We start from the raw sequence: 19,138 nt of genomic DNA on the forward strand, positions 1-19,138 counted from the left end.
TTTCTACAACTAAAGCCCGGATATCGGCGTGAAAATAGATTTAATTGCAGTCTGCACAGTTAAATAACACTCATTGTGCCCAAGCAAGGTCAACCGCCATTTTTAACTGTACGAAATACATTTATTTTAATAAATGGACTTTTAACCACCAGTTTAATTGCAGTAAATACACTTAACTTGTAATGAACACATAGGTTTTTTCCAATTTGGTTTGTATGACCAAGAAAAGAAGAGTAAGTGACATGGGATGGCTGAAGGCGTTCCGGTTCGTCCGGGAGGGGAGGGGCAGAGATGGCTGTTCATAATCAACATGGTGCATTTATTGAACCGGAGCTTGAGGTAACGGGTTCGGGAAGCGGAAAGTTGGGTGGTCTTAGCTTTGCAGTAAAAGATGTATTTGCAGTAGCCGGGCACCGCTCTTCTGCCGGCAACCCGGATTGGCTGCGCAGCCATCCCCCGTCTGCTGCACATTCGGCAGCGGTCAGCATGCTGCTGCAGTCCGGGGCTACCCTGCGGGGGGCCACGCATACCGATGAGCTGATGTACAGCCTCGGCGGGGAGAATTACCACTACGGCACGCCGGTCAACCCGCGGGCCAAGGACCGCATCCCCGGCGGCTCCTCCAGCGGTTCAGCGGTGGCGGTAGCCGCCGGCAATGTGGATTTTGCGCTGGGCACGGATACCGGCGGTTCCATCCGTGTGCCTTCTGCGTACTGCGGCGTGTACGGCTTCCGCCCGACGCATGGTGCGGTGGAGATGGAAGGCGTGATTCCGCTCGCGCCGGGCTTCGACACCGTAGGCTGGATCACAGCCTGCCCGGAGCTGCTGCTGCGGGCAGGCGAGGTGCTGCTCGGGGCGGCAGCTCCCGGCAGCAGGGGAGGCGCAATGGGCAAGCTGCACATCGCGCCGGAGGCATGGGCGCTGGCTGATGCGGATAGCGCAGCCAGCTTGCAAGACGGCCTGCAGCTGCTGCAGGCCGGTGCGGGCTGGTCCGGCGCGACGGAGATCGCGCCGGAGGGGCTGAAGACATGGATGAATGTCTTCAGGGAACTGCAGGGCGCCGAGATATGGGCGACCCATGGGGCATGGATAGCGCGTGCGCAGCCGCTCTTTGGCCCGGACATCGCCGCCCGCTTCGCGTGGGCGGCGGGCCTGGCCGGGCAGGACCACAGCCGCGCGCTGCGGATGCGCGCGGAGATTGCCGCCCGGCTGCGGCAGTTGCTTGGGGAGGACGGCTGCATCGTCCTCCCGACCGTGCCAGGCCCCGCACCGCTGCGCGGCGGGGATCTGGCACAGCTGGAGCAGAACCGCAGCGGCGCAATGATGCTCAGCTGCATCGCCGGCTTAGCCGGTCTGCCGCAGGTGACGCTGCCGGTGCTTGGCCCCGCCGGCTTGCCGCTTGGCTTGTCGGTGATCGGCGGGCATGGGCAGGATCTGCGCCTGCTCTCCTGGGTCCGGGAGATTTGGCAACAGAGCTAGTGTTGCACAAGAGAGCTAGTGTTGCTCAACGGAACTAGAATTGTCCTACAAAGCTAGAGTTGCGCAAAAGAGCTAGTGTTGCCCCCTGTCTTCGCGACCGTGCGGAGCAGTGGGGGGAGTAGGTATAACTAACAGAAGTAAATATAGGGGTGAATAGTAAGGAATAAGAGCAGGTAGATGGAGTAAGAAGTAAGAATAAGTGGCAGGTAGTAAGAAGTAAGAGCAAGTAGGAAGTAGCAAGGGGTAGGAAGTAAGAGCAAGAAGTAAGAAGTTAGAAGTAAGAAGTAAGAAGTAAGAGCAAGTAATAAGGAGTAAGAGGGAGTAGTAAGAGTAGGAGTAGGTAGTCAGAGTAAGAGTAAGTAGTAAAGGTGAATAGTAAGAAGTAAGAGTAAGTAGAAGTAAGAACAATTAGTAAGAAGTAGGAGTGAGAGTGATGGTAAGAGTAGGAGTAAGAGTAAGTAGTGAGGCAAAAATCCGAATAATTCTCAGGCGCACAAAAGTACTTCTGAAATCGCCTACTCCAGCCAGCGAATGATTAAGTGGAAAAAGGGAGCCTATTTCTCCCAGAAATAAATAATCGTGCGATTTAAGTGGAAAAAGTAAACTTAATTGGGCGATATTTCCCCATTGGGAGCGAAATGAGCTGAATTAGTGGTACTTTTTCCACTTAGTGTCGGCAAGAGCAGGTTCACAAGCAAATTAGTTATACTTATTCCACTTATCCAGCTAACAAAGCCACGAGAAGATGCCTATGGTACTTACACATTTTTTTGATGCTGCCCTACGACAAAATAAGTAGGTATAGTACTTCAGATATTTCTTGCAACCGGGCTGCGAGATGAAATGAGGGGGAAAGCACCTCTGACATCTCTGCCTGCGTCTGCCTCCTCCAGCTCCCCCGACTCTTCCCGATACCCTCACAACTAAGCAGCATTACTTGCCGCAGTCCATCCCGCCGCCATCGCGCCACCACCATCCCACCGCCGTCATCCCACGCAACATCTCATCGCGGTCCATCCCATCGCCGCTATCCCATCCCCGCCACCCTGCCGCTATCATTCCGCGCCACCATCCCGCCGCCGCATTCTCGCCACCGCCATTCCGCTCCATCTCACCGCTACCATCCCGCTGCCACCATCCCACCGCCACCATCCCGCTGCCACCATCCCACCGCTGCCATCCCACCGCCACCATCCCGCCGCTGCCATTCCACGCCGCCATCCCGCCGCTGCCATTCCATGCCACCATCCTGCCATCCCGCGTCGCCATCCCACCGCCACCATCCCACCGCCGCCATCCTACCGCCGCTGCCATCGCGCCGCCACCATCTCACCGTCGCCACCCATGCCGCTATCATTTCGCGCCACCATCCCACCGCCACCATCCCGCCACCGCCATCCCGCTCCATCTCACCGCCGCCATTCCACGCCGCCATCCTGCCGCCACCATCTCCCCGCCGCCACCCCGCCGCTATCATTCCACCCCGCCATCCCGCCACCGCCTATGCCCCTGTGCAAGCTAAACTCACCTTCAAATAGAAAAAGCGGCCGGAAATCATTAAGGTTGCGCAATTTTGCGTTATGTTTACTAACATGATTAATTAGTTTTTAATACTTTTTTCTTTCAAACTCCAGTAACTTTATTTATAATGTTACATAAAGTTACACAAACGATGATTGCAACATCAATCTATAAAGGAGGGGTAGCGATGCATCTTACGGTTGAAGAAGCGTTGTCCGTTTACCCTTTGTCTGAAGCGAAGCTGATTGCCGGTTCGAAGGGGAAACACCGGGTGATCAAATCTGTCAATGTAATGGACGCTCCCGATATCTCCGACTGGATCAAAGAAGGGGAGATGCTCCTTACGACAGCTTATTTGATCAAGGACAGTCTGGAGGATGCTTCGGCTCTGCTCCAGACCTTGAACCGGCGCGGTTCGGCGGGGCTTGGCATCAAGCTGGGGCGTTTTTGGGACGCTGTGCCGGAGAAGCTGATTGCCGAAGCGGAAAAGATGAATTTTCCGCTGATTGAGCTGCCGTTCCAGTTCACCTTCTCGGACCAGATGAACGGGCTGTTCCGTGCGGAGCTTACGCGCAGCACCAGTGTGCTACAGAGCATGATGGAGAAGCAGCGGAAGCTGATGCGTTTCGCCTTGCGCTCCGGACGCAGCCGTCCGTTGTTCGAATCGGTATCTGAAGTGATCGGAACTCCGCTCGCTGTAGTCAGCGCCCGCGGGGATGTGGTGTTCAATAATTCGGACAACGCTGTACCACAGCTGCTGGAAGGCTGGCCCTGGCAAAGCCGGAATCAGCGCTTCCGGATCGGTGACAAGACCGGGTTCAGGCTTCCATTGCTGCAGGGCGGTAAGTGCTCCGGCTATCTTTTATACTGCTCCATTGATCCATTACTGCTGCCGGTGGAAGAAAGTTTGTTCGTCCAGGGAGCCGAGCTGATCTCCTATCATCTTCATTCGGGTTATGAGGATTACTTCGAGCATGCCGGGCATAGGGAGTTCAGCGGGCTCCTGCGGCTCTGCCTGAACGGCGGAATGCCCTGTGCTGAAATGGCGCAGGCTGCTTCCAAGCTGGAAGTGGGGCTGCTGCAGGCACCGTTTCAGCTGATGCTTACCGATACGGTCGCCTCCGGGGATGCACGCCAGACCGAACTGCATCGTTTGAAAGAAGAATATCTGGAACATCCGCTGCTGCGCGATCTGAACGGCATCCATGTAATGATGAATGAAGGCCTGGTATCACTGTATCCGGCGGAGCCGTACAGTCCTGAGCAGTTCCGGGAACTGGTTAATGCCTGTTTTGGAAATTTAAAATTCGATAAGGGTTATTATCCCCGGGCTGCGCTCAGCAGCGCTAAGGTCAAACCGGAAGGGTTGAAGGAGGCTTTTGCCGAGATTAAGGAGTGTATGGAGATGTTCCAGCATTGGGGAGCACACGGAAATGTTGTACACTACCGGCAGCTTGAGCTGAATCTGCTGCTTGGCCAGATCCCGGCAGAAACGATGGAGAAATACTGCAACAGCAGCCTGCGGGGCCTGCAAAGCCGGGAACCGGAGTATGTCAGGGAGATGCTGCATACGCTGGAGGTCTATCTGGAGAATGACGGACATGTAAATGAGACGGCCAAAAAGCTGTTTATTCACCGCAATACCGCCACTTACCGGATCGAGAAGCTAAGCGAGCTGCTGGATGTGGATTTCAAAAAAATCAATGACCTGATGCGCCTGAAGCTGGTGTTTATTTTCCGGAAAATGCTGGAGCGAGAATGAGGGGGATACGTGTCTATTTAAGCAGGGTGCTGTAATTCCCCGACGATGTGCCCAACGTCAAATAACCGGCGCCCGGAGGCGGAAAATCTGTATGCCGGTGGGGTGCGACCCCGGGTTCCTGCAGCAGCAACTGGCATGAAAATCGCTGGCCCTCAATATAATGTCATGAAATATCACGTATTTTATGTATTCTAGTGCGCTCTGCACAAAATAAACAGCAGTTCTTATCAGATGGCACAAACGTATGTTATATAAATTTACGCGGATGCTGCGGCTCAGTATAGTAGAGATACATTAATGGCAGCAGCTATGATGGGAGATTTACTGAAGGAGGAGAATTATGAAAAAAAGGGGTCAGGCACTATCGTTCAGCTTCGCAATAATGTTCCTGTTGGCGGTGGTTTTGGCAGGTTGCGGCAGCAACAATAATTCCGGCACAAACGCTGGCGGCACAGAAGCTCCGGCGGCATCGAACGCGGGCACAGCGACAGAGGCGGCAGCAGCAACAGAGCCGGCAGCAGAGAAGCCGAGGGTTGCTTTTGTCTACATTGGACCTCCGGGTGACGGCGGATATACGTATCAGCATGATCAAGGCCGCCTGTATATGGAAAAGGAGCTGGGCATTAAGGCGGACACTGTGGAAAATGTTCCGGAAAGCGCCGATGCCGAACGCATCATCACCGAGCTTGCCCAGAATCATGACATTGTATTTACAACGAGCTTCGGGTATATGGACTACACCCTTAACGTAGCCAATAAATTTCCAAAGGTGAAATTCCTGCATGCTTCCGGCTACAAAACAGCCGCCAACATGGGAACGTACTTCGGCAAAAACTATCAGGGCAGCTACCTGGCCGGTATCGCAGCCGGAAAAATGACCAAAAAGAATCACCTGGGTTACGTGGGAGCCTTCCCGATCAGTGAGGTGATTTATAATCTTAACGCCTTCACATTGGGCGCGCAAAGCGTAAATCCCGATGTAAAGGTGGATGTAGTCTGGACGAATACCTGGTATGACCCGGCAACGGAGCGCCAGGCGGCAATCAGTCTTTTGGATAAAGGTGCAGATGTGCTGCTGGCTTACCAGGATTCGCCTGCCACGCTGCAGGCTGCGGCTGAACGCGGTGCTTTTGCCGGGGGGAATGACTCTGACATGGGCAAATACGGGCCGGATCATTATCTGACCAACCCTGTATGGAACTGGGGCCCTTATTATGTGAAGGCTGTACAATCTGTTATGGACGGAACCTGGAAGAGCGAGCAGTATTCCGGGGATATGGCGGATGGCATGATCGATATTGCGCCATTCGGCAGCAAGGTTCCGGATGATGTGAAGAAGCTCGTGGAGGATGCCAAAGCCAAAATTATCAGCGGAGAGCTGGATATATTCACAGGTCCTATCTCTGACAACCAGGGCAAGGTGCAGGTTCAGGAAGGCCAAAAGCTGACGCTTGATGAGGTTCTGTCCATGAACTGGCTGGCCAAAGGCATTGAAGGCACCATCCCGAAATAACGCTGAAACCAAATGAATTACGCAAGGCCTTATGGGTGGGGCGGGTGCCGTACAGACGGAACCTTCCCCACCCGTCCTACAACTATAAGGAAAGGAGCGTCCCACTATGCAGGACCCTTCGGTTGAGATGCGCGGGATCGTGAAGAAATTCGGTTCTGTAACGGCAAGCGATCAAGTCGATTTTTCGGCAAATGCGGGTGAGATTCATGCGCTGCTTGGTGAGAACGGAGCAGGTAAAAGCACAGTCATGAGTATGCTCTCAGGGGTGTACAGAGCGGATGAGGGTGAAATTCTCCTTCACGGCCAGCCGGCCAAAATCCGTTCCCCCAAAGATGCTGCACTTCTTGGCGTCGGCATGGTTTTTCAAAACTTCAGACTGGTGCAAAGCCTCACGGCAGCGGAAAATATCGTGCTTGGCGAAAAGTCGTCTTTCTGGCGGGGGAGCAAATGGATTAAAAACAAACATAGGGAAATTGAAGCTCTGGCAGAGCAATTCGGGCTGATGTTCCCGGTGGACCGTCCGGTCTGGCAGCTGTCCGTCGGCGAGCAGCAGCGTGTGGAGATCGTTAAGACACTCTACCGGGGGGCGGAGATCATCATTTTGGATGAACCTACCTCGGTATTAACTCCCGGCGAGGCGGAACAGCTGTTTGCGACCCTGCAGGTCATGAAGCAGGCCGGCAAGACGGTGATCATGACTACGCATAAAATGAAGGAGGTTATGGCCTCCTCTGACCGCATTTCTGTTATGCGCAAAGGTAAAATGATAGCTACGCTGGCTACTTCCGGGACCGATGAGCTGGAGCTGGCGCAGCTGATGGTAGGGCGTGAGGTTGAAATCACCCGCCGGGAACGTGAAGCTGCGCCCGGTAAGCCGCTCCTGGTTGTCAGCAATCTGGAAGTTACTGCCGACCATGGCCGCAAGGCGCTGGACGGGATGTCGCTTCAAGTATGCGAAGGGGAGATTGTGGGGGTTGCCGGAGTGGCCGGCAATGGACAAAAGGAATTGGCAGAGGTATTGACAGGGCTTAGAACCTGGAAGAACGGCGATATCATATTTGATGGCGGACCGGTAAAATCGGCTTCGGTACGGGGGGCCATTGATTCGGGAATCTCCCATGTGCCGGAGAACCGGATGAAGAGCGGCCTCGCCGGACGCCTGGGCTCCGTGGATAACCTGCTGTTCAAGTCTTACCGCAGCAGCGGCCACTCCAAATTCGGATTCCTGAAGGCGGCCAAAAACCGCTCCTGGTCACAGGAGCTTGTCGAACGCTTCAATGTTAAGACGCCTGCGCTGGATACACCGGTACAGCAGTTATCCGGAGGCAATCAGCAGAAGCTGCTGTTCGCCCGCGAGGTCAGCCACCAGCCGAAGCTGATGGTTGCCGTCCATCCTACGCAAGGGCTGGATGTAGGTGCTACTGCAGGTGTGCATGAGCTGCTGATGGAGCTGCGCAGCACAGGCAGCGGAGTATTGCTGATTTCGGAGGATCTGGATGAACTGCTCCAGCTCTCTGACCGGATTCTGGTGATCTATAACGGTTCGATTATAGGAGAGAGCGATCATGAGCATGCGGACCGGGAGCATATCGGCCTGCTCATGGCCGGAATCCGGAGCAAGGAGGCAAGTGCCATATGAGTTCCAAACTGCTGAATTCTGTTCCGGCTAAATCCGCCAGACGGCTCCCGATACGTCTGGAGTATGATGCAAGCCGCACCCGCTCTCCCTGGTGGTCGCCGATTCTGTCCATCATCCTGGCGCTTTTGCTCTGCGCGGTATTCATTGCCGCCAACGGCATGAGTCCGGTTACCGTATACGACAAAATGTTCCGCGGGGCCTTCGGCACCTCTTACGGCATTACGGAGACGATGGTCAAAGCGATACCGCTGCTGCTCTGCGGACTTGGTATCGCTGTTGCGTACCGGATTTCTGTATGGAATATCGGTGCGGAAGGCCAGCTTACCGTTGGGGCAATGGCTGCTACGGCGGTGACCATTTATTTTCCCGGCCTGTCTTCCTTCTGGTCCATTGCCCTGATGCTGGTGTTCGGAACAGCCGCCGGAGCGCTCTGGGGGCTCATGACGGCAATTCCGCGGACCCATTTCGGCGTCAATGAGCTGATTACCTCGCTGATGCTGAATTATGTGGCCCTGCTCGCGCTGGATTATGTAGTGTTTGGTCCCTGGAAGGACCCTAAGGGCTTCAACTTTCCGGGCTCACCTATGTTCACCGCTGCCCAGTCGCTGCCGGTCCTGGGGACTACAAGGCTGCATATCGGGCTGATCTTTGGCCTGGTAGCAGTAGCCATCTATTATCTGATGATCCGCTTTACCCGCTGGGGCTATGAGCTGCGGCTGATTGGCGCCAACCCTACCGCTGCACGTTATGCTGGGATTCACATCAAAAAGCACATTATTATCGTCATGCTGATCAGCGGCGGTCTGGCTGGCATCGCGGGAATGGCTGAGGTTTCCGGGGTCACCCACAAGCTGATGCAGGGAATCTCACCGGGTTACGGCTATACGGCGATCATTGTCGCCTGGCTTGCCAAGCTGAATCCGCTTGGTCTGATCGTCACCTCAGTCCTGTTCGGCGGCCTCATTGTCGGCGGCTACAGTGTACAGACTATCGGGCTGCCTTCGTCCATTTCGGAAATGCTGCAGGGCGCAATCCTGTTTTTCCTGATTGCCGGCGATATGATCCACCGTTTTCGCATCCGCCGGAATGCATAGCAGCATCCTCTTAGAGAAGGGAGCTTAACCATGGATTTCACAACACAGTTATTAATAGCCGCCATATCCGCCGGGACACCGCTGCTCCTTGCTACACTCGGCGGTATCCTGAATGAGCGGGCGGGCATCATCCAGCTGGGTGCCGAAGGGCTGATGCTGATGGGGGCGGTCACAACCTGTATGGTCTACATCCGCAGTGGGAACCTGCTGCTTGCCCTGCTTGCGGCCATTGCTGTAACCGCCGTATTGGGTCTGGTCCATGCCTTCCTGTGTGTTACCCTGCGCGCGAACCAGACCATGTCCGGCCTGGCGATGACGCTGTTTGGCAGTGGTCTCAGCGCTTACTTAGGCAAGTCCATCAGCGGCATTCCGCTGCCGGGGACTTCGCCCAAGCTGGATCTGGGCTGGGTAAAGGGGATTCCGGTGGCTGGAGATATTTTTGGCCGGATGGATGGTCTGACCTGGTTCAGCCTGCTGCTGGTGCTGGTTCTGCATCTCCTGATCCACCGCACGTCCTGGGGTCTGCATTTGCGGGCGGTCGGAGACAGTCCGGCGACAGCGGATGTTATGGGCATTCGTGTGCAGCTGATCCGTTACAGTTATATCACCGCCGGGACAGCGCTGATGGGTCTGGCAGGTGCCGATATGGTGCTCGCCTATGCGCCGACATGGAATGAAGGGCTGACAGCAGGCCGGGGCTGGATTGCGGTGGGCCTCGTCATCTTCGCGAGATGGAATCCGCTGCGTGCATTATTCTGTGCCTATTTCTTCGGGGCGCTCGATTCACTGGGCTTCCGCATCCAACTGCTCGGCAGTATGATTCCGCCATATTTCCTCAAGATGATACCGTACGTGGTAACCATCCTGGTGCTCATGTACCTCGGTTACCGCAACCGCAACAAGCCATCCGGCACACCGGAATCCCTGGGCACGCCGTACATTCGTGAGCAGCGGTTCTGAATCCCCCATCCGCAGCAGATAAATAAGTAGAGGATTGAATGCAGAGAGTGGGCTTATCTGGCATTAAACAGGATTATTTACGAATGAGAATAACCGGAGGAAGAGGGGAGCCCATGACGACACCGCCTTTATTGTGGACACTGGAAGAGATTAACCGTATGAGCAAGGAGGAATTTGTAGCGAACCTCGGCGGGATCTTTGAACATTCGCCATGGGTGGCGGAAGGTGCCTATAAGCATATTCCGTTTCAATCCGCTGCCCAGCTGCACGGCATGATGCTGGCTACTGCGCGAAATGCGGAGCACAGCCGGGTAGAAGCGCTTCTGCGTGCACACCCGGATCTGGCGACCCGGCTCCAGGTGAGCCCTTTGTCGGAGTCAGAGCAGCAGGGGGCGGGGCTGGACCGTCTGAGCCCGGAAGAATTTGCAAGGCTTACGGAATTGAACGCGGCGTACACGGAGAAATTCCGCTTTCCTTTTATCCTGGCCGTGCGCGGCAAGGATAAGGATGACATCATCCAGTCCATTGAAGCGCGGCTGAACCGTTCACAAGAGGAAGAGTGGGAGCAGGCGCTTGCCGAGATCGGCAAAATTACCGCCTTCCGTCTGAATGATCTGATCCGGGAGAAGGAAGCATGAGCGGGCGCTTGACGACTCATGTGCTGGACCTGTCGCGGGGACTGCCGGCTGCAGGCATGAAGCTGCAGCTTTGGAATCTTGCGGAAGGTACGGGGAAGCTGCTGCGGGAAGCGGAGACGAATGATGACGGCAGGCTGGATGCTCCGCTGCTGGAAGGAGCGGAGCTGGTTCCCGGCTGCTATGAGCTGCTGTTCATGGCAGGGGATTATTTTCGCGGCGGCAGGCTGGAGGGACGGCTCGGCGATGAAGAGGGCTTTTTCCTCGAGCAGATCCCGATCCGGTTCAATATCACCCATGCTGCAGGGCATTATCATGTTCCGCTGCTTGTTGCGCCCGGAGGATACAGTACATACCGGGGAAGCTGAGAAGAGCAGGAGTAAATGACCGGAGGTGACCGATTCATGGAGGAAGCATACGAGCTTATTATCAGAAATGGGGATGTTGTGCTGCCCGGAGAAGTGCGCAAGCTGGATGTGGGGGTACAGGACGGCAAAATTGCCGCGCTGGGCCAGGGTCTTCAGGCAGCAGCAGCTACAACTGTTATTGATGCAGAAGGGCAGTATGTGCTGCCGGGGATGATTGATATGCATGTCCATTTTAATGAGCCGGCGTTCGGTCACTGGGAAGGCTTCCGCAGCGGTTCGGCTGCACTGGCGGCAGGAGGCTGCACCTGTTATGCGGATATGCCGCTGAACGGCAATCCGCCTACGGTGAATAGGGCTGCGCTGCAGCTGAAGGCTGAAGCTGCCTCAGGGAATTCAGCGGTCGATTATATGCTGTGGGGCGGTCTTGTTCCGGGAAATCTGGCAGAGCTTGAAGGACTGGCGGCGGCTGGAGTGACCGGGTTTAAGGCTTTTATCTCCAATCCCGGCGGCGAAGGGGAAGGGCGTTTCCGTGAGGTGGATGACGGGACGCTGTTTCTGGGGATGCAAAAAATCGCCGCGCTCGGCGGTATTCTCGCTCTGCATGCGGAGAGCGAAGACATTACAGCCATGCTGTCAGCGGGGGCTGTCCGCAGCGGGAGGACCGGAGCACGGGATTTCGCGGCTTCCCGGCCGGCGATGGCGGAGCTTGAGGCAGTATCCCGGGCACTGATCTACAGTGAGCGTACCGGCTGCCGGCTGCATTTTGTACACATCAGCACCGCCGCTGCGGTTGAAATGATCCATTCCGCCAAGCGGCGCGGGCTGGATGTGACCGCAGAAACCTGCCCGCATTACCTGGTGCTGAATGAAGACAGCATGGAACGGCTCGGGCCGGTAGCCAAATGTGCGCCGCCGCTCCGCAGCACGCAAGAGCAGGAGGAGCTGTGGAAGGTGCTGGCGGAGGGCCGGATTGATCTGATTGCCTCCGACCATTCGCCTTGTCCGCCGGAGCTTAAGTTTGATCCGGGTTTAACCTTCTTTGAAGCCTGGGGCGGCATTTCCGGGGGGCAGAGCAGTCTGGAGCTGATGTTCCACGAAGGTGTGCATATGCGCGGTTTGCCGGTCACCCAAGTCTCGGCGCTGCTGTCGGGGCAGCCTGCGCGGCGTTTTGGACTGGATCACCGCAAAGGCTCCATTGCTCCGGGGCTGGACGCCGATCTGGTGCTGCTGAACCCCAAAGCCGGTTATACGCTGGCTGCTGGGGATCTGCTCTACCGGCACAAGCACAGCCCATATACCGGAATGACCTTATCCTGCAAGGTCACAGCGACGGTCTGCCGGGGGAATGTGGTATACACCGCTGAACAAGGAGTGGTGTCGGCGGATAAAGGAGAGTGGCTGCAGATTTATAGCGGGCAGCAGGCTCCATGATGAAGCCGGTCATTCAAGCCCCGGCTGCGGCCATGCTGGAGCTGCTTCAGGAGCTGGCGGCATTCAGCGCCCCGGGGCCGGGGGTTACCCGGCTGCTGTACACGCCGGAGTGGAGCGGGGCACAGCATTTTTTGCAGGAGACAATGGCTGGGCTCGGGCTTGAGGTGCATACGGATTCCGTTGGCAACGTCTTTGGACGGTTGAACGGATCACAGCCTTCCGGCAGTGTCATCCTAACCGGCTCGCATATCGACACTGTTGTGAACGGCGGCAAATATGACGGAGCCTACGGAGTGGCAGCCGCTGTCACTGCGCTGCATTATTTGGCGGAGACGTTTGGACCGCCGCTGCGGACGCTGGAGGTGGCTGCGTTCTGCGAGGAGGAGGGAAGCCGCTTCCCGCTGGCCTTCTGGGGCTCGGGCAATGTAACGGGCCTCTATGACGGAAAAGCAGCAGATTCCATTGCTGATCCGGAAGGTGTTACACTCATGGAGGCAATGAATGCCTGCGGACTTGGCACCGGGGGCAGCCGGATTGACAGTGAAGAGTCTCACGGTAGAGGCGCGGATTCCGCCCGGAGAGAAGACATCGGGATGTACGTCGAGCTGCATATCGAGCAGGGCATCCTTCTGGAGCAATCGGCAGAGCAGATTGGGGTTGTCCAGGCGATTGCCGGCCAGCGGCGCTTCACCGTGAAGGTGGCGGGAACAGCGAATCATGCCGGGACAACGCCGATGGGGCTGCGCCGGGATGCGCTTGCCGGCACAGCGGAGATGCTGTGTGCGCTGGAGCGGTCCGCTGCGGAAGCGGGAGCTCCGCTCGTAGCAACCGCCGGCAGGCTGGAGGTCATCCCGGGCACGCCGAATGTGATTCCGGGCGAAGTGCAGTTTACGCTGGATATCCGCCACAGCGAGGCGGCACGGCTGGAGAGCTTCTGCGCTGCGCTCGCGGCAGCATTCGGAGAAATTGCAGCGCGGCGCGGGCTCGCGCTTGAGCTTGTGCCCACGCTGGCTACCTCCCCGGCGCCGATGAACCAGGCGCTCTGCGGGGCGCTTGAACAGATCTGCCTGGAGCAGGGGAGAAGCTTCCGCCGCATGGTGAGCGGGGCGGGGCATGATGCCCAGCTGTTTGCCCCGAAGTGCCCGGCGGCTATGATTTTTGTACCCAGCCGGGCGGGCATCAGTCATTCGCCGGAGGAATATTCTTCGCCGGAAGAGCTGGCGGCCGGGCTTAATGTGCTGACGGCGCTATTATATAAGCTTGCCTACGAGGCAAGCTGAATCTATAGAGGGAGAGATGATCATGAAGCGGTACGAAGATTTGTCGCCGGCCCTGCGGTGCATTATGACTCCAGGGCCGGTGGAGGTCGATCCGCGTGTGCTGCGGGCGATGTCTTTTCCGGTACTCGGCCAGTTCGATCCCGAATTTACGGATATTATGAATGAGACGATGGGAATGCTGCGTGAGCTGTTTGCAACGGGGAATCAATGGGCTTTTCCCGTGGACGGCACCTCCCGCTCGGGTATCGAGGCCGTTATGGTCAGCCTGATCGCGCCCGGTGACCGGGTGCTGATTCCGATTTTTGGCCGGTTCGGGCATCTGCTGCATGAGATCGCCGAACGCTGCGGGGCCGAGGTGTTCACTATTGAGACCGCCTGGGGCAGTGTATTCGCCCCGGAGGAAGTCATTGCTGCGATACGGAGCTTTAGCCCCGATGTGGTGGCGATGGTTCATGGCGAGACCTCAACAGGCCGGGTGCAGCCGCTGGCAGAAATCGGTCGGGCGTGCCGCGGGCACGATGCGCTGCTGATCGTCGATGCTGTGGCAACCATCGGCGGTGTGCCGGTGGAAACGGATGCCTGGATGCTGGATGCCGTTATCGGCGGCACGCAGAAATGCCTGTCCGTCCCGTCAGGCATGGCGCCGGTCACCTACAACGAACGCGCCGAAGCCAAGCTGATGAAGCGTAAGCAGGTAGAGCGCGGACTGCGCACTGGCGGCGCTGCGCGCAGCGAACTGCCTGTGGTGGGCAGCAATTATTTTGATCTGGGCATGCTGCAGGATTACTGGAGTGAACAGCGGCTGAATCACCATACAGAGATGACGTCCATGCTCTACGCGCTGCGGGAAGGCCTGCGGCTTGTGCTGGAGGAAGGGCTGGAGGAACGGCATGCCCGGCATGTTCTGCACGAACGGGCGCTGGCCGCCGGACTTGCGGCAATGGGGCTGAAGCTGTATGGTGACCCGGAGAGCAAGCTGACGGTCGTGACCTGTGTGCTTATTCCGGAAGGCGTGGACGGCGAGTCGGTCCGGGCCATGCTGCTTGAGCGCTTCGGCATTGAAATCGCCAGCTCGTTTGGCCCGCTCAAGGGTCTGATCTGGCGGATCGGCACGATGGGCTTCAGCTGCCGGGAGAACAATGTGCTTCGTCTGCTGGGAGCGCTGGAGGCCGTGCTGCTGCGGCACGGTTATGCTGTTCCGTGCGGGCTTGGCGTACAGGCGGCGCTTGATGTATATGAGGCTTAAGCCGGGATAAAACACCCCGCTAGTATGCCTGTACAACCCGCCGCGGGCTGTCCCGGGGCGGCAGTAAATAGATGTTGAATTCAGAAACGGCTGCTGGTCCCGGAGGGGAACAGTGAGGCCGTTTTTGCTGAATATATAGAAGTGGATGTATATTGGATAGTGAATCTAAAGGAGTGAGAGACATGTCATTTACAAGAAAACCGCTCGCGGACTGTGTGCCGGAGCTTGTAGCCACCGCCCGTGGCGATTTGCCCGCCACTCTGGTCATTACCGGGGGCAAGCTGGTCAATGTCTGTTCTGGTGAAATTCTGGAGGGGATGTCCGTTGCGGTACAAGGTGGACGTATCGCCTATGTTGGCAAAGATGTCTCGCACATGATCGGCGAAGGCACCCGGGTCATCGAAGCAGCCGGGAGATACATCGCTCCGGGACTGCTGGACGGACACTGCCATATTGAGAGCACGCAGCTCACCGTAACCGAATTTGCCCGGGCGGTGCTTCCGCTTGGGACAACGGGCGGATTCTTCGACGCGCATGAGATTGCCAACGTGTTCGGACTGAAGGGCATCCGGCTGATGCTGGAGGAGATGCGCGGAACACCGCTGGCTGCTTATATGCAGGTTGCCTCCTGTGTGCCTTCTGCGGGTCCGGAATTTGAAACAACCGGCGCTTCCATTGGGCCGGAGGAGGTAGCGGAGGCGTACACCTGGGGCGAGGATGTGATCGCGCTGGGCGAAGTGATGAACTTCCCCGGTGTCGTCTACGGAGACAGTAAAATGCTCGGGGAAATTCAGGCAACCCTGCGTGCCGGCCGGGTGGTGGATGGGCATTTCACCTGGCCGGCGAATGACTGGAGACTGCCTGTGTACGCCGCCGCTGGCGTGACCGGCGATCATGAGTGTGTCACAGCTGAGGATGTGATCGAGCGCGTCCGTCTGGGCATGTATGCCCAAATGCGCCGCGGCTCCGCCTGGCATGATGTGGCGAAGACGATCACCGCGCACACGGAGCATGGACTGGACCCGCGCCGGATGCTGCTCGTGACCGATGACCGCAGTTCGGAATCGCTGCGCGATGAGGGACACATGGATTTTGTGGTGCGCCATGCCATCTCGCAAGGGGTGAAGCCGGTTACCGCTTTTCAGATGGCGACGATCAACACGGCCGAGCGCTTTGGCGTTGCCCGTGATATCGGCTCGATTACTCCCGGCTCCTGTGCCGATATCATTTTACTGGATGGAAATCTGGCGGATGTGCATGTGGTGATGACCATTGCGGCAGGTGTTGTAGTTGCTGAAAATGGCATCATGACCGCTTCGCTTGCACCATATGCCTATCCCGGGGAGGTGCTGGCTTCGGTGCATTTGCCGCAGCAGCCTGTGGCGGAGGATTTTGTGATCCGTGCGCCGATTGAATCAGGCAGCCTCTTAACCCGGGTCATCCGGGTCATCGAGAACCATGTGGAGACAGAGGAGCTGATCCTGGACCTGCCGGTCGCAGAAGGCAGACTGCAAGTCGGGAATGGCCTGTGTAAAATAGCTGTCCTGGAGCGCCACAAAGGGACCGGCAACAAGTCGGTTGGTGTTGTAGCGGGAATCGGCTTCCATGAGCCTGCGGCTATCGCCATGACCGTTGCCCATGACAGCCACAATGTGCTGGTGATTGGCAATGATGACGGGCTGATGGCACAAGCGGCGGGGGCGGTTGCTGAAGCTCAGGGCGGTGTGGCTGTAATTACAGAAACCGGAACCACGCTTTTTCCGCTGGCTATTGCCGGACTGATGTCTGTAGAGCCCTTCGAAATGGCAGCAGCTAAGTCTGCGGCGGTCAGCAAAGCGCTGTATGATTCGGGCTGCACGCTGAATTATGCCTTTATGACCTTGTCCCTGCTTGCGCTGGCTGTGATCCCGACATTGCGTATTTCCGATAAAGGCCTGGTCCGCATTTCACCGGAAGAGGGGATTGAACTCGTATCCTTGTTTGTCTAATCTTGAATAGCCGGTCCTAGGCGATGGGGTGTCTGCAGTCATCATTTTGACTGGGACACCCCATTTTTGTGTAGGAATAATAGCTTAACAGGGCCTGTCGGCTTGGTCTTTTCAGACTCTTTTGGCAGTCAAATGTAACGGATTTGTAAACAAACCTTATAAATTAACCAATTCATCACAATAAGAAACATATTTTTATAAATTTTTTATAAAAACATTAACATTCTGCCGAAAATAGACGATAATATTTTTAAATTAATTAAAATTATTGCATATTGTGAAGATAACAAGGTACGGAAAGACCAAATATGTGGAACGGGGTGTATGAAATGATGAGATTAGATACGCAGGACATCGTGAATATCACCAGAAAGCAAATTGCTGCGATTTTTAAAATAGAGCCGGTTGAACTGAGATTCGTCAATGATTTTCAAGGGGAGCAGTATCTGCTCACGAATGATAAGCTGCATCTCAGCAACCAGCACTACTGGGCCAAAGTCATGGATTGTGTTTTTGACAGCCATACCCGGCCGGTTCTGATGTGCGAGGTGCTGTACTTCCTGAGGAGCGAATTTTTGGAAAGTGATATCAAGCTCCGCTTCTCTTATGATTTTGCAGAAGGCGCCAATGGTGCGGCGACGGCTTGGGCCGAGGTCAGCTTCAATGACTCGCCGGAACTGCAGCCGGAGGAAATTGCCGAATTAATCGATTTTGCACTGTCGCTGCAGGATAAGCAATGGTTCGAGGAATTAACCGCCAAATACAAGCAATTGACCGTATGAGAATACCGATCATTCATAGCTTCCTTTCGGAATCAGGTTGACAAGCCGCTTCTCCCGCATGACTATATGCGGACGGGCGGCTTGTTTTTTTGAATTATAGGGGGATTTATATGCTCGGTGTCTGAGTGAAATGAGAGGTAGAAATACCTTTGATTCGGCCAGATGTGGGCAATTGAGTGAAATGAGAGGTAGAAGTATCTTTGATTTAGCCAGAAGTGGGCATCGAGCAGGGCCCCTTCTTGGTGGTGTCGTAATCCAGGGAATACCTTATACACGGAATGCCTCTAGATCCAGCCTAGGGCATTCCGTTCTACCAGCTCTGCCAAAAAGCTGAGCCACTCCTCATTGTCATTGAGGCATGGTGCAGCAAACAAGTCTTCCGGCTGCCCGCCGCCTGCGGCGAAATGCTCCCGGCCTTCGACAGCCAGCTCATGCAGGGTTTCCAGACAGTCGGTCGTAAGGCCCGGGAGAATATCATAGGTCTGCGGATCCCGCGTCCGGCGAGCTCCTTCAAGACTTCAGAAGTAGAGGGACCGATCCATTCCTCCCGTCCGAAGCGGGATTGGAAGGCGGCCTGCCAGCATCCCGTCTCCCAGCCCATAACCTCCGCAAGCAGGCGCGCCGTTTCCAGACACTGCAGCGGGTAAGGATCTCCGGTATCTGCATATCTGCGGGGAATGCCATGGAAGCTCAGCACATAATAGTCAGGCGGCGTGCTTAAGCGGCTGATCTGCTGCATAAGATGCTCTTTCATTGCCCAGATATATCCCGGTTCATTATAGTAGGCTTCCATGAAACGCAGTGCGGGTACAAACCGTTTGGTGACCGGCCCGCTGGCGCTGCGCCGTCCGAGAGCGGCAAAGCTCGCCGCATCATAAACCGAAGCGGTTGTTGTAGAAGAGTATTGCGGAAAAAGCGGAACGACGACCACTCGTGTGGCGCCAGCCGCTTCCAGCTTGCCCATTGCCTGTTCCATGCTTGGCGCACTATAGGCAAGTCCTAGTTCAACTAGATAACGGCTGCCGAGCAGCCGCTGAAGCCCGGCACGCTGGTCCAGTGAATGAAGCAGCAGCGGCGATCCATCCTCTTGCCAGATCTGACTGTACAGCAGTGCGGAGCGGCGCGGCCTGACGCGCAGAATAATTCCCCTGAGCAGGGGCTGCCAGAAGAATGGCGGATAATCGATAATCCTGCGGTCTGACAAAAACCGGCGCAAATAGGGCCGGACAGCCTTGGCAGTGGGAGCTTCCGGTGTTCCAATCTGAGCGAGAATCACACCGATAGGAGCGGGGGTCAGCATGACATAAGACTCCTTTCTATCAACTTGACATCACTCCAAAATATCACATCCATTATTAAGAATACAATATAAGGTATCACATGATTATCATAAGGCGGATTAAATGGAAGGAATTGAGAGGAAAAGTGAGTATGTCTTTT

General features: G+C 56.1%; 15 protein-coding genes and 1 pseudogene. 13 read left to right on the top strand and 3 right to left on the bottom strand.

Translation table 11 applies throughout. The features are described 5' to 3' along the window. Positions 1-291: 291 nt before the first annotated feature. On the top strand, positions 292-1,479 hold the full coding sequence (locus JI735_RS16210) for an amidase (RefSeq protein WP_202677567.1): 1,188 nt from the start codon (positions 292-294) through the stop codon (positions 1,477-1,479). A 1,055-nt stretch (positions 1,480-2,534) separates the two neighbouring features. Here the strand turns inward: JI735_RS16210 and JI735_RS16215 are convergent. Next, positions 2,535-2,735 carry a hypothetical protein gene (locus JI735_RS16215; protein WP_202677568.1) on the bottom strand — a complete coding sequence of 67 codons (201 nt, stop codon included), beginning with the start codon at positions 2,733-2,735 and terminating at the stop codon, positions 2,535-2,537. Between the two features lie 452 nt (positions 2,736-3,187). On the opposite strand from JI735_RS16215, the gene JI735_RS16220 reads away from it, so the two are divergent. The 12 genes from JI735_RS16220 to JI735_RS16275 all read left to right on the top strand — a co-directional run bounded on the left by JI735_RS16220 (position 3,188) and on the right by JI735_RS16275 (position 17,698). Next, on the top strand, positions 3,188-4,762 hold the full coding sequence (locus JI735_RS16220; RefSeq protein ID WP_039835939.1) for a PucR family transcriptional regulator: 1,575 nt from the start codon (positions 3,188-3,190) through the stop codon (positions 4,760-4,762). A gap of 340 nt (positions 4,763-5,102) precedes the next feature. Then, a complete protein-coding gene (locus tag JI735_RS16225) occupies positions 5,103-6,275 on the top strand; it encodes a BMP family ABC transporter substrate-binding protein (protein WP_039835938.1) in 1,173 nt (390 codons plus the stop codon). Between the two features lie 106 nt (positions 6,276-6,381). Then, a complete protein-coding gene (locus tag JI735_RS16230; protein WP_039835937.1) occupies positions 6,382-7,914 on the top strand; it encodes an ABC transporter ATP-binding protein in 1,533 nt (510 codons plus the stop codon). Beyond that, a complete protein-coding gene (locus JI735_RS16235; protein ID WP_039835936.1) occupies positions 7,911-9,008 on the top strand; it encodes an ABC transporter permease in 1,098 nt (365 codons plus the stop codon). The genes JI735_RS16230 and JI735_RS16235 overlap by 4 nt, the downstream gene beginning before the upstream one ends. Before the next feature lie 30 nt (positions 9,009-9,038). Continuing rightward, the gene (locus JI735_RS16240) at positions 9,039-9,968 is read left to right on the top strand and encodes an ABC transporter permease (protein WP_039835935.1); all 930 of its coding nucleotides are present in this window, start codon (positions 9,039-9,041) and stop codon (positions 9,966-9,968) included. An 83-nt stretch (positions 9,969-10,051) separates the two neighbouring features. Next, the gene (uraD, locus tag JI735_RS16245; RefSeq protein ID WP_233476425.1) at positions 10,052-10,606 is read left to right on the top strand and encodes a 2-oxo-4-hydroxy-4-carboxy-5-ureidoimidazoline decarboxylase; all 555 of its coding nucleotides are present in this window, start codon (positions 10,052-10,054) and stop codon (positions 10,604-10,606) included. Beyond that, a complete protein-coding gene (uraH, locus tag JI735_RS16250) occupies positions 10,603-10,971 on the top strand; it encodes a hydroxyisourate hydrolase (protein WP_039835933.1) in 369 nt (122 codons plus the stop codon). The genes uraD and uraH overlap by 4 nt, the downstream gene beginning before the upstream one ends. A 36-nt stretch (positions 10,972-11,007) precedes the next feature. Next, the gene (locus JI735_RS16255; RefSeq protein WP_202677569.1) at positions 11,008-12,402 is read left to right on the top strand and encodes an allantoinase; all 1,395 of its coding nucleotides are present in this window, start codon (positions 11,008-11,010) and stop codon (positions 12,400-12,402) included. Next, entirely contained in the window at positions 12,399-13,682 is a 1,284-nt protein-coding gene (locus JI735_RS16260; RefSeq protein ID WP_202677570.1) for a M20 family metallo-hydrolase, read from the top strand. Before JI735_RS16255 ends, JI735_RS16260 begins: the two co-directional genes overlap by 4 nt. A gap of 22 nt (positions 13,683-13,704) precedes the next feature. Then, positions 13,705-14,928, top strand: a complete 1,224-nt coding sequence (locus JI735_RS16265) for a pyridoxal-phosphate-dependent aminotransferase family protein (protein WP_039835928.1) — start codon at positions 13,705-13,707, stop codon at positions 14,926-14,928. A 182-nt stretch (positions 14,929-15,110) separates the two neighbouring features. Next, entirely contained in the window at positions 15,111-16,916 is a 1,806-nt protein-coding gene (locus JI735_RS16270) for an adenine deaminase (RefSeq protein WP_202677571.1), read from the top strand. A 329-nt stretch (positions 16,917-17,245) separates the two neighbouring features. Then, a complete protein-coding gene (locus JI735_RS16275; RefSeq protein ID WP_039835926.1) occupies positions 17,246-17,698 on the top strand; it encodes an IDEAL domain-containing protein in 453 nt (150 codons plus the stop codon). 284 nt (positions 17,699-17,982) lie between these two features. Here JI735_RS16275 and JI735_RS37860 read toward each other — a convergent pair whose 3' ends face one another. Further along, a complete protein-coding gene (locus JI735_RS37860; RefSeq protein WP_411830124.1) occupies positions 17,983-18,171 on the bottom strand; it encodes a ferrochelatase in 189 nt (62 codons plus the stop codon). 8 nt (positions 18,172-18,179) lie between these two features. Next, positions 18,180-18,998 (bottom strand): annotated as a pseudogene (hemH, locus tag JI735_RS16280) (ferrochelatase); the annotation flags it as partial. Positions 18,999-19,138: the final 140 nt, after the last annotated feature.

Origin of the sequence: Paenibacillus sonchi, assembly GCF_016772475.1 — a bacterium.
GTDB lineage: Bacteria > Bacillota > Bacilli > Paenibacillales > Paenibacillaceae > Paenibacillus_AQ > Paenibacillus_AQ sonchi.

Excerpts from the sequence above, each read along its gene's own strand:
- JI735_RS16270 (WP_202677571.1), top strand. The coding sequence starts at position 15,111 with ATGTCATTTACAAGAAAACCGCTCGCGGACTGTGTGCCGGAGCTTGTA.
- JI735_RS16230 (WP_039835937.1), top strand. The coding sequence starts at position 6,382 with ATGCAGGACCCTTCGGTTGAGATGCGCGGGATCGTGAAGAAATTCGGT.
- JI735_RS16255 (WP_202677569.1), top strand. The coding sequence starts at position 11,008 with ATGGAGGAAGCATACGAGCTTATTATCAGAAATGGGGATGTTGTGCTG.
- JI735_RS16240 (WP_039835935.1), top strand. The coding sequence starts at position 9,039 with ATGGATTTCACAACACAGTTATTAATAGCCGCCATATCCGCCGGGACA.
- JI735_RS16220 (WP_039835939.1), top strand. The coding sequence starts at position 3,188 with ATGCATCTTACGGTTGAAGAAGCGTTGTCCGTTTACCCTTTGTCTGAA.
- JI735_RS16275 (WP_039835926.1), top strand. The coding sequence starts at position 17,246 with ATGATGAGATTAGATACGCAGGACATCGTGAATATCACCAGAAAGCAA.
- JI735_RS16210 (WP_202677567.1), top strand. The coding sequence starts at position 292 with ATGGCTGTTCATAATCAACATGGTGCATTTATTGAACCGGAGCTTGAG.
- JI735_RS16260 (WP_202677570.1), top strand. The coding sequence starts at position 12,399 with ATGATGAAGCCGGTCATTCAAGCCCCGGCTGCGGCCATGCTGGAGCTG.
- JI735_RS16265 (WP_039835928.1), top strand. The coding sequence starts at position 13,705 with ATGAAGCGGTACGAAGATTTGTCGCCGGCCCTGCGGTGCATTATGACT.
- JI735_RS16235 (WP_039835936.1), top strand. The coding sequence starts at position 7,911 with ATGAGTTCCAAACTGCTGAATTCTGTTCCGGCTAAATCCGCCAGACGG.
- uraD (WP_233476425.1), top strand. The coding sequence starts at position 10,052 with ATGAGAATAACCGGAGGAAGAGGGGAGCCCATGACGACACCGCCTTTA.
- JI735_RS16215 (WP_202677568.1), bottom strand. The coding sequence starts at position 2,735 with ATGGCAGGATGGTGGCATGGAATGGCAGCGGCGGGATGGCGGCGTGGA.
- uraH (WP_039835933.1), top strand. The coding sequence starts at position 10,603 with ATGAGCGGGCGCTTGACGACTCATGTGCTGGACCTGTCGCGGGGACTG.
- JI735_RS16225 (WP_039835938.1), top strand. The coding sequence starts at position 5,103 with ATGAAAAAAAGGGGTCAGGCACTATCGTTCAGCTTCGCAATAATGTTC.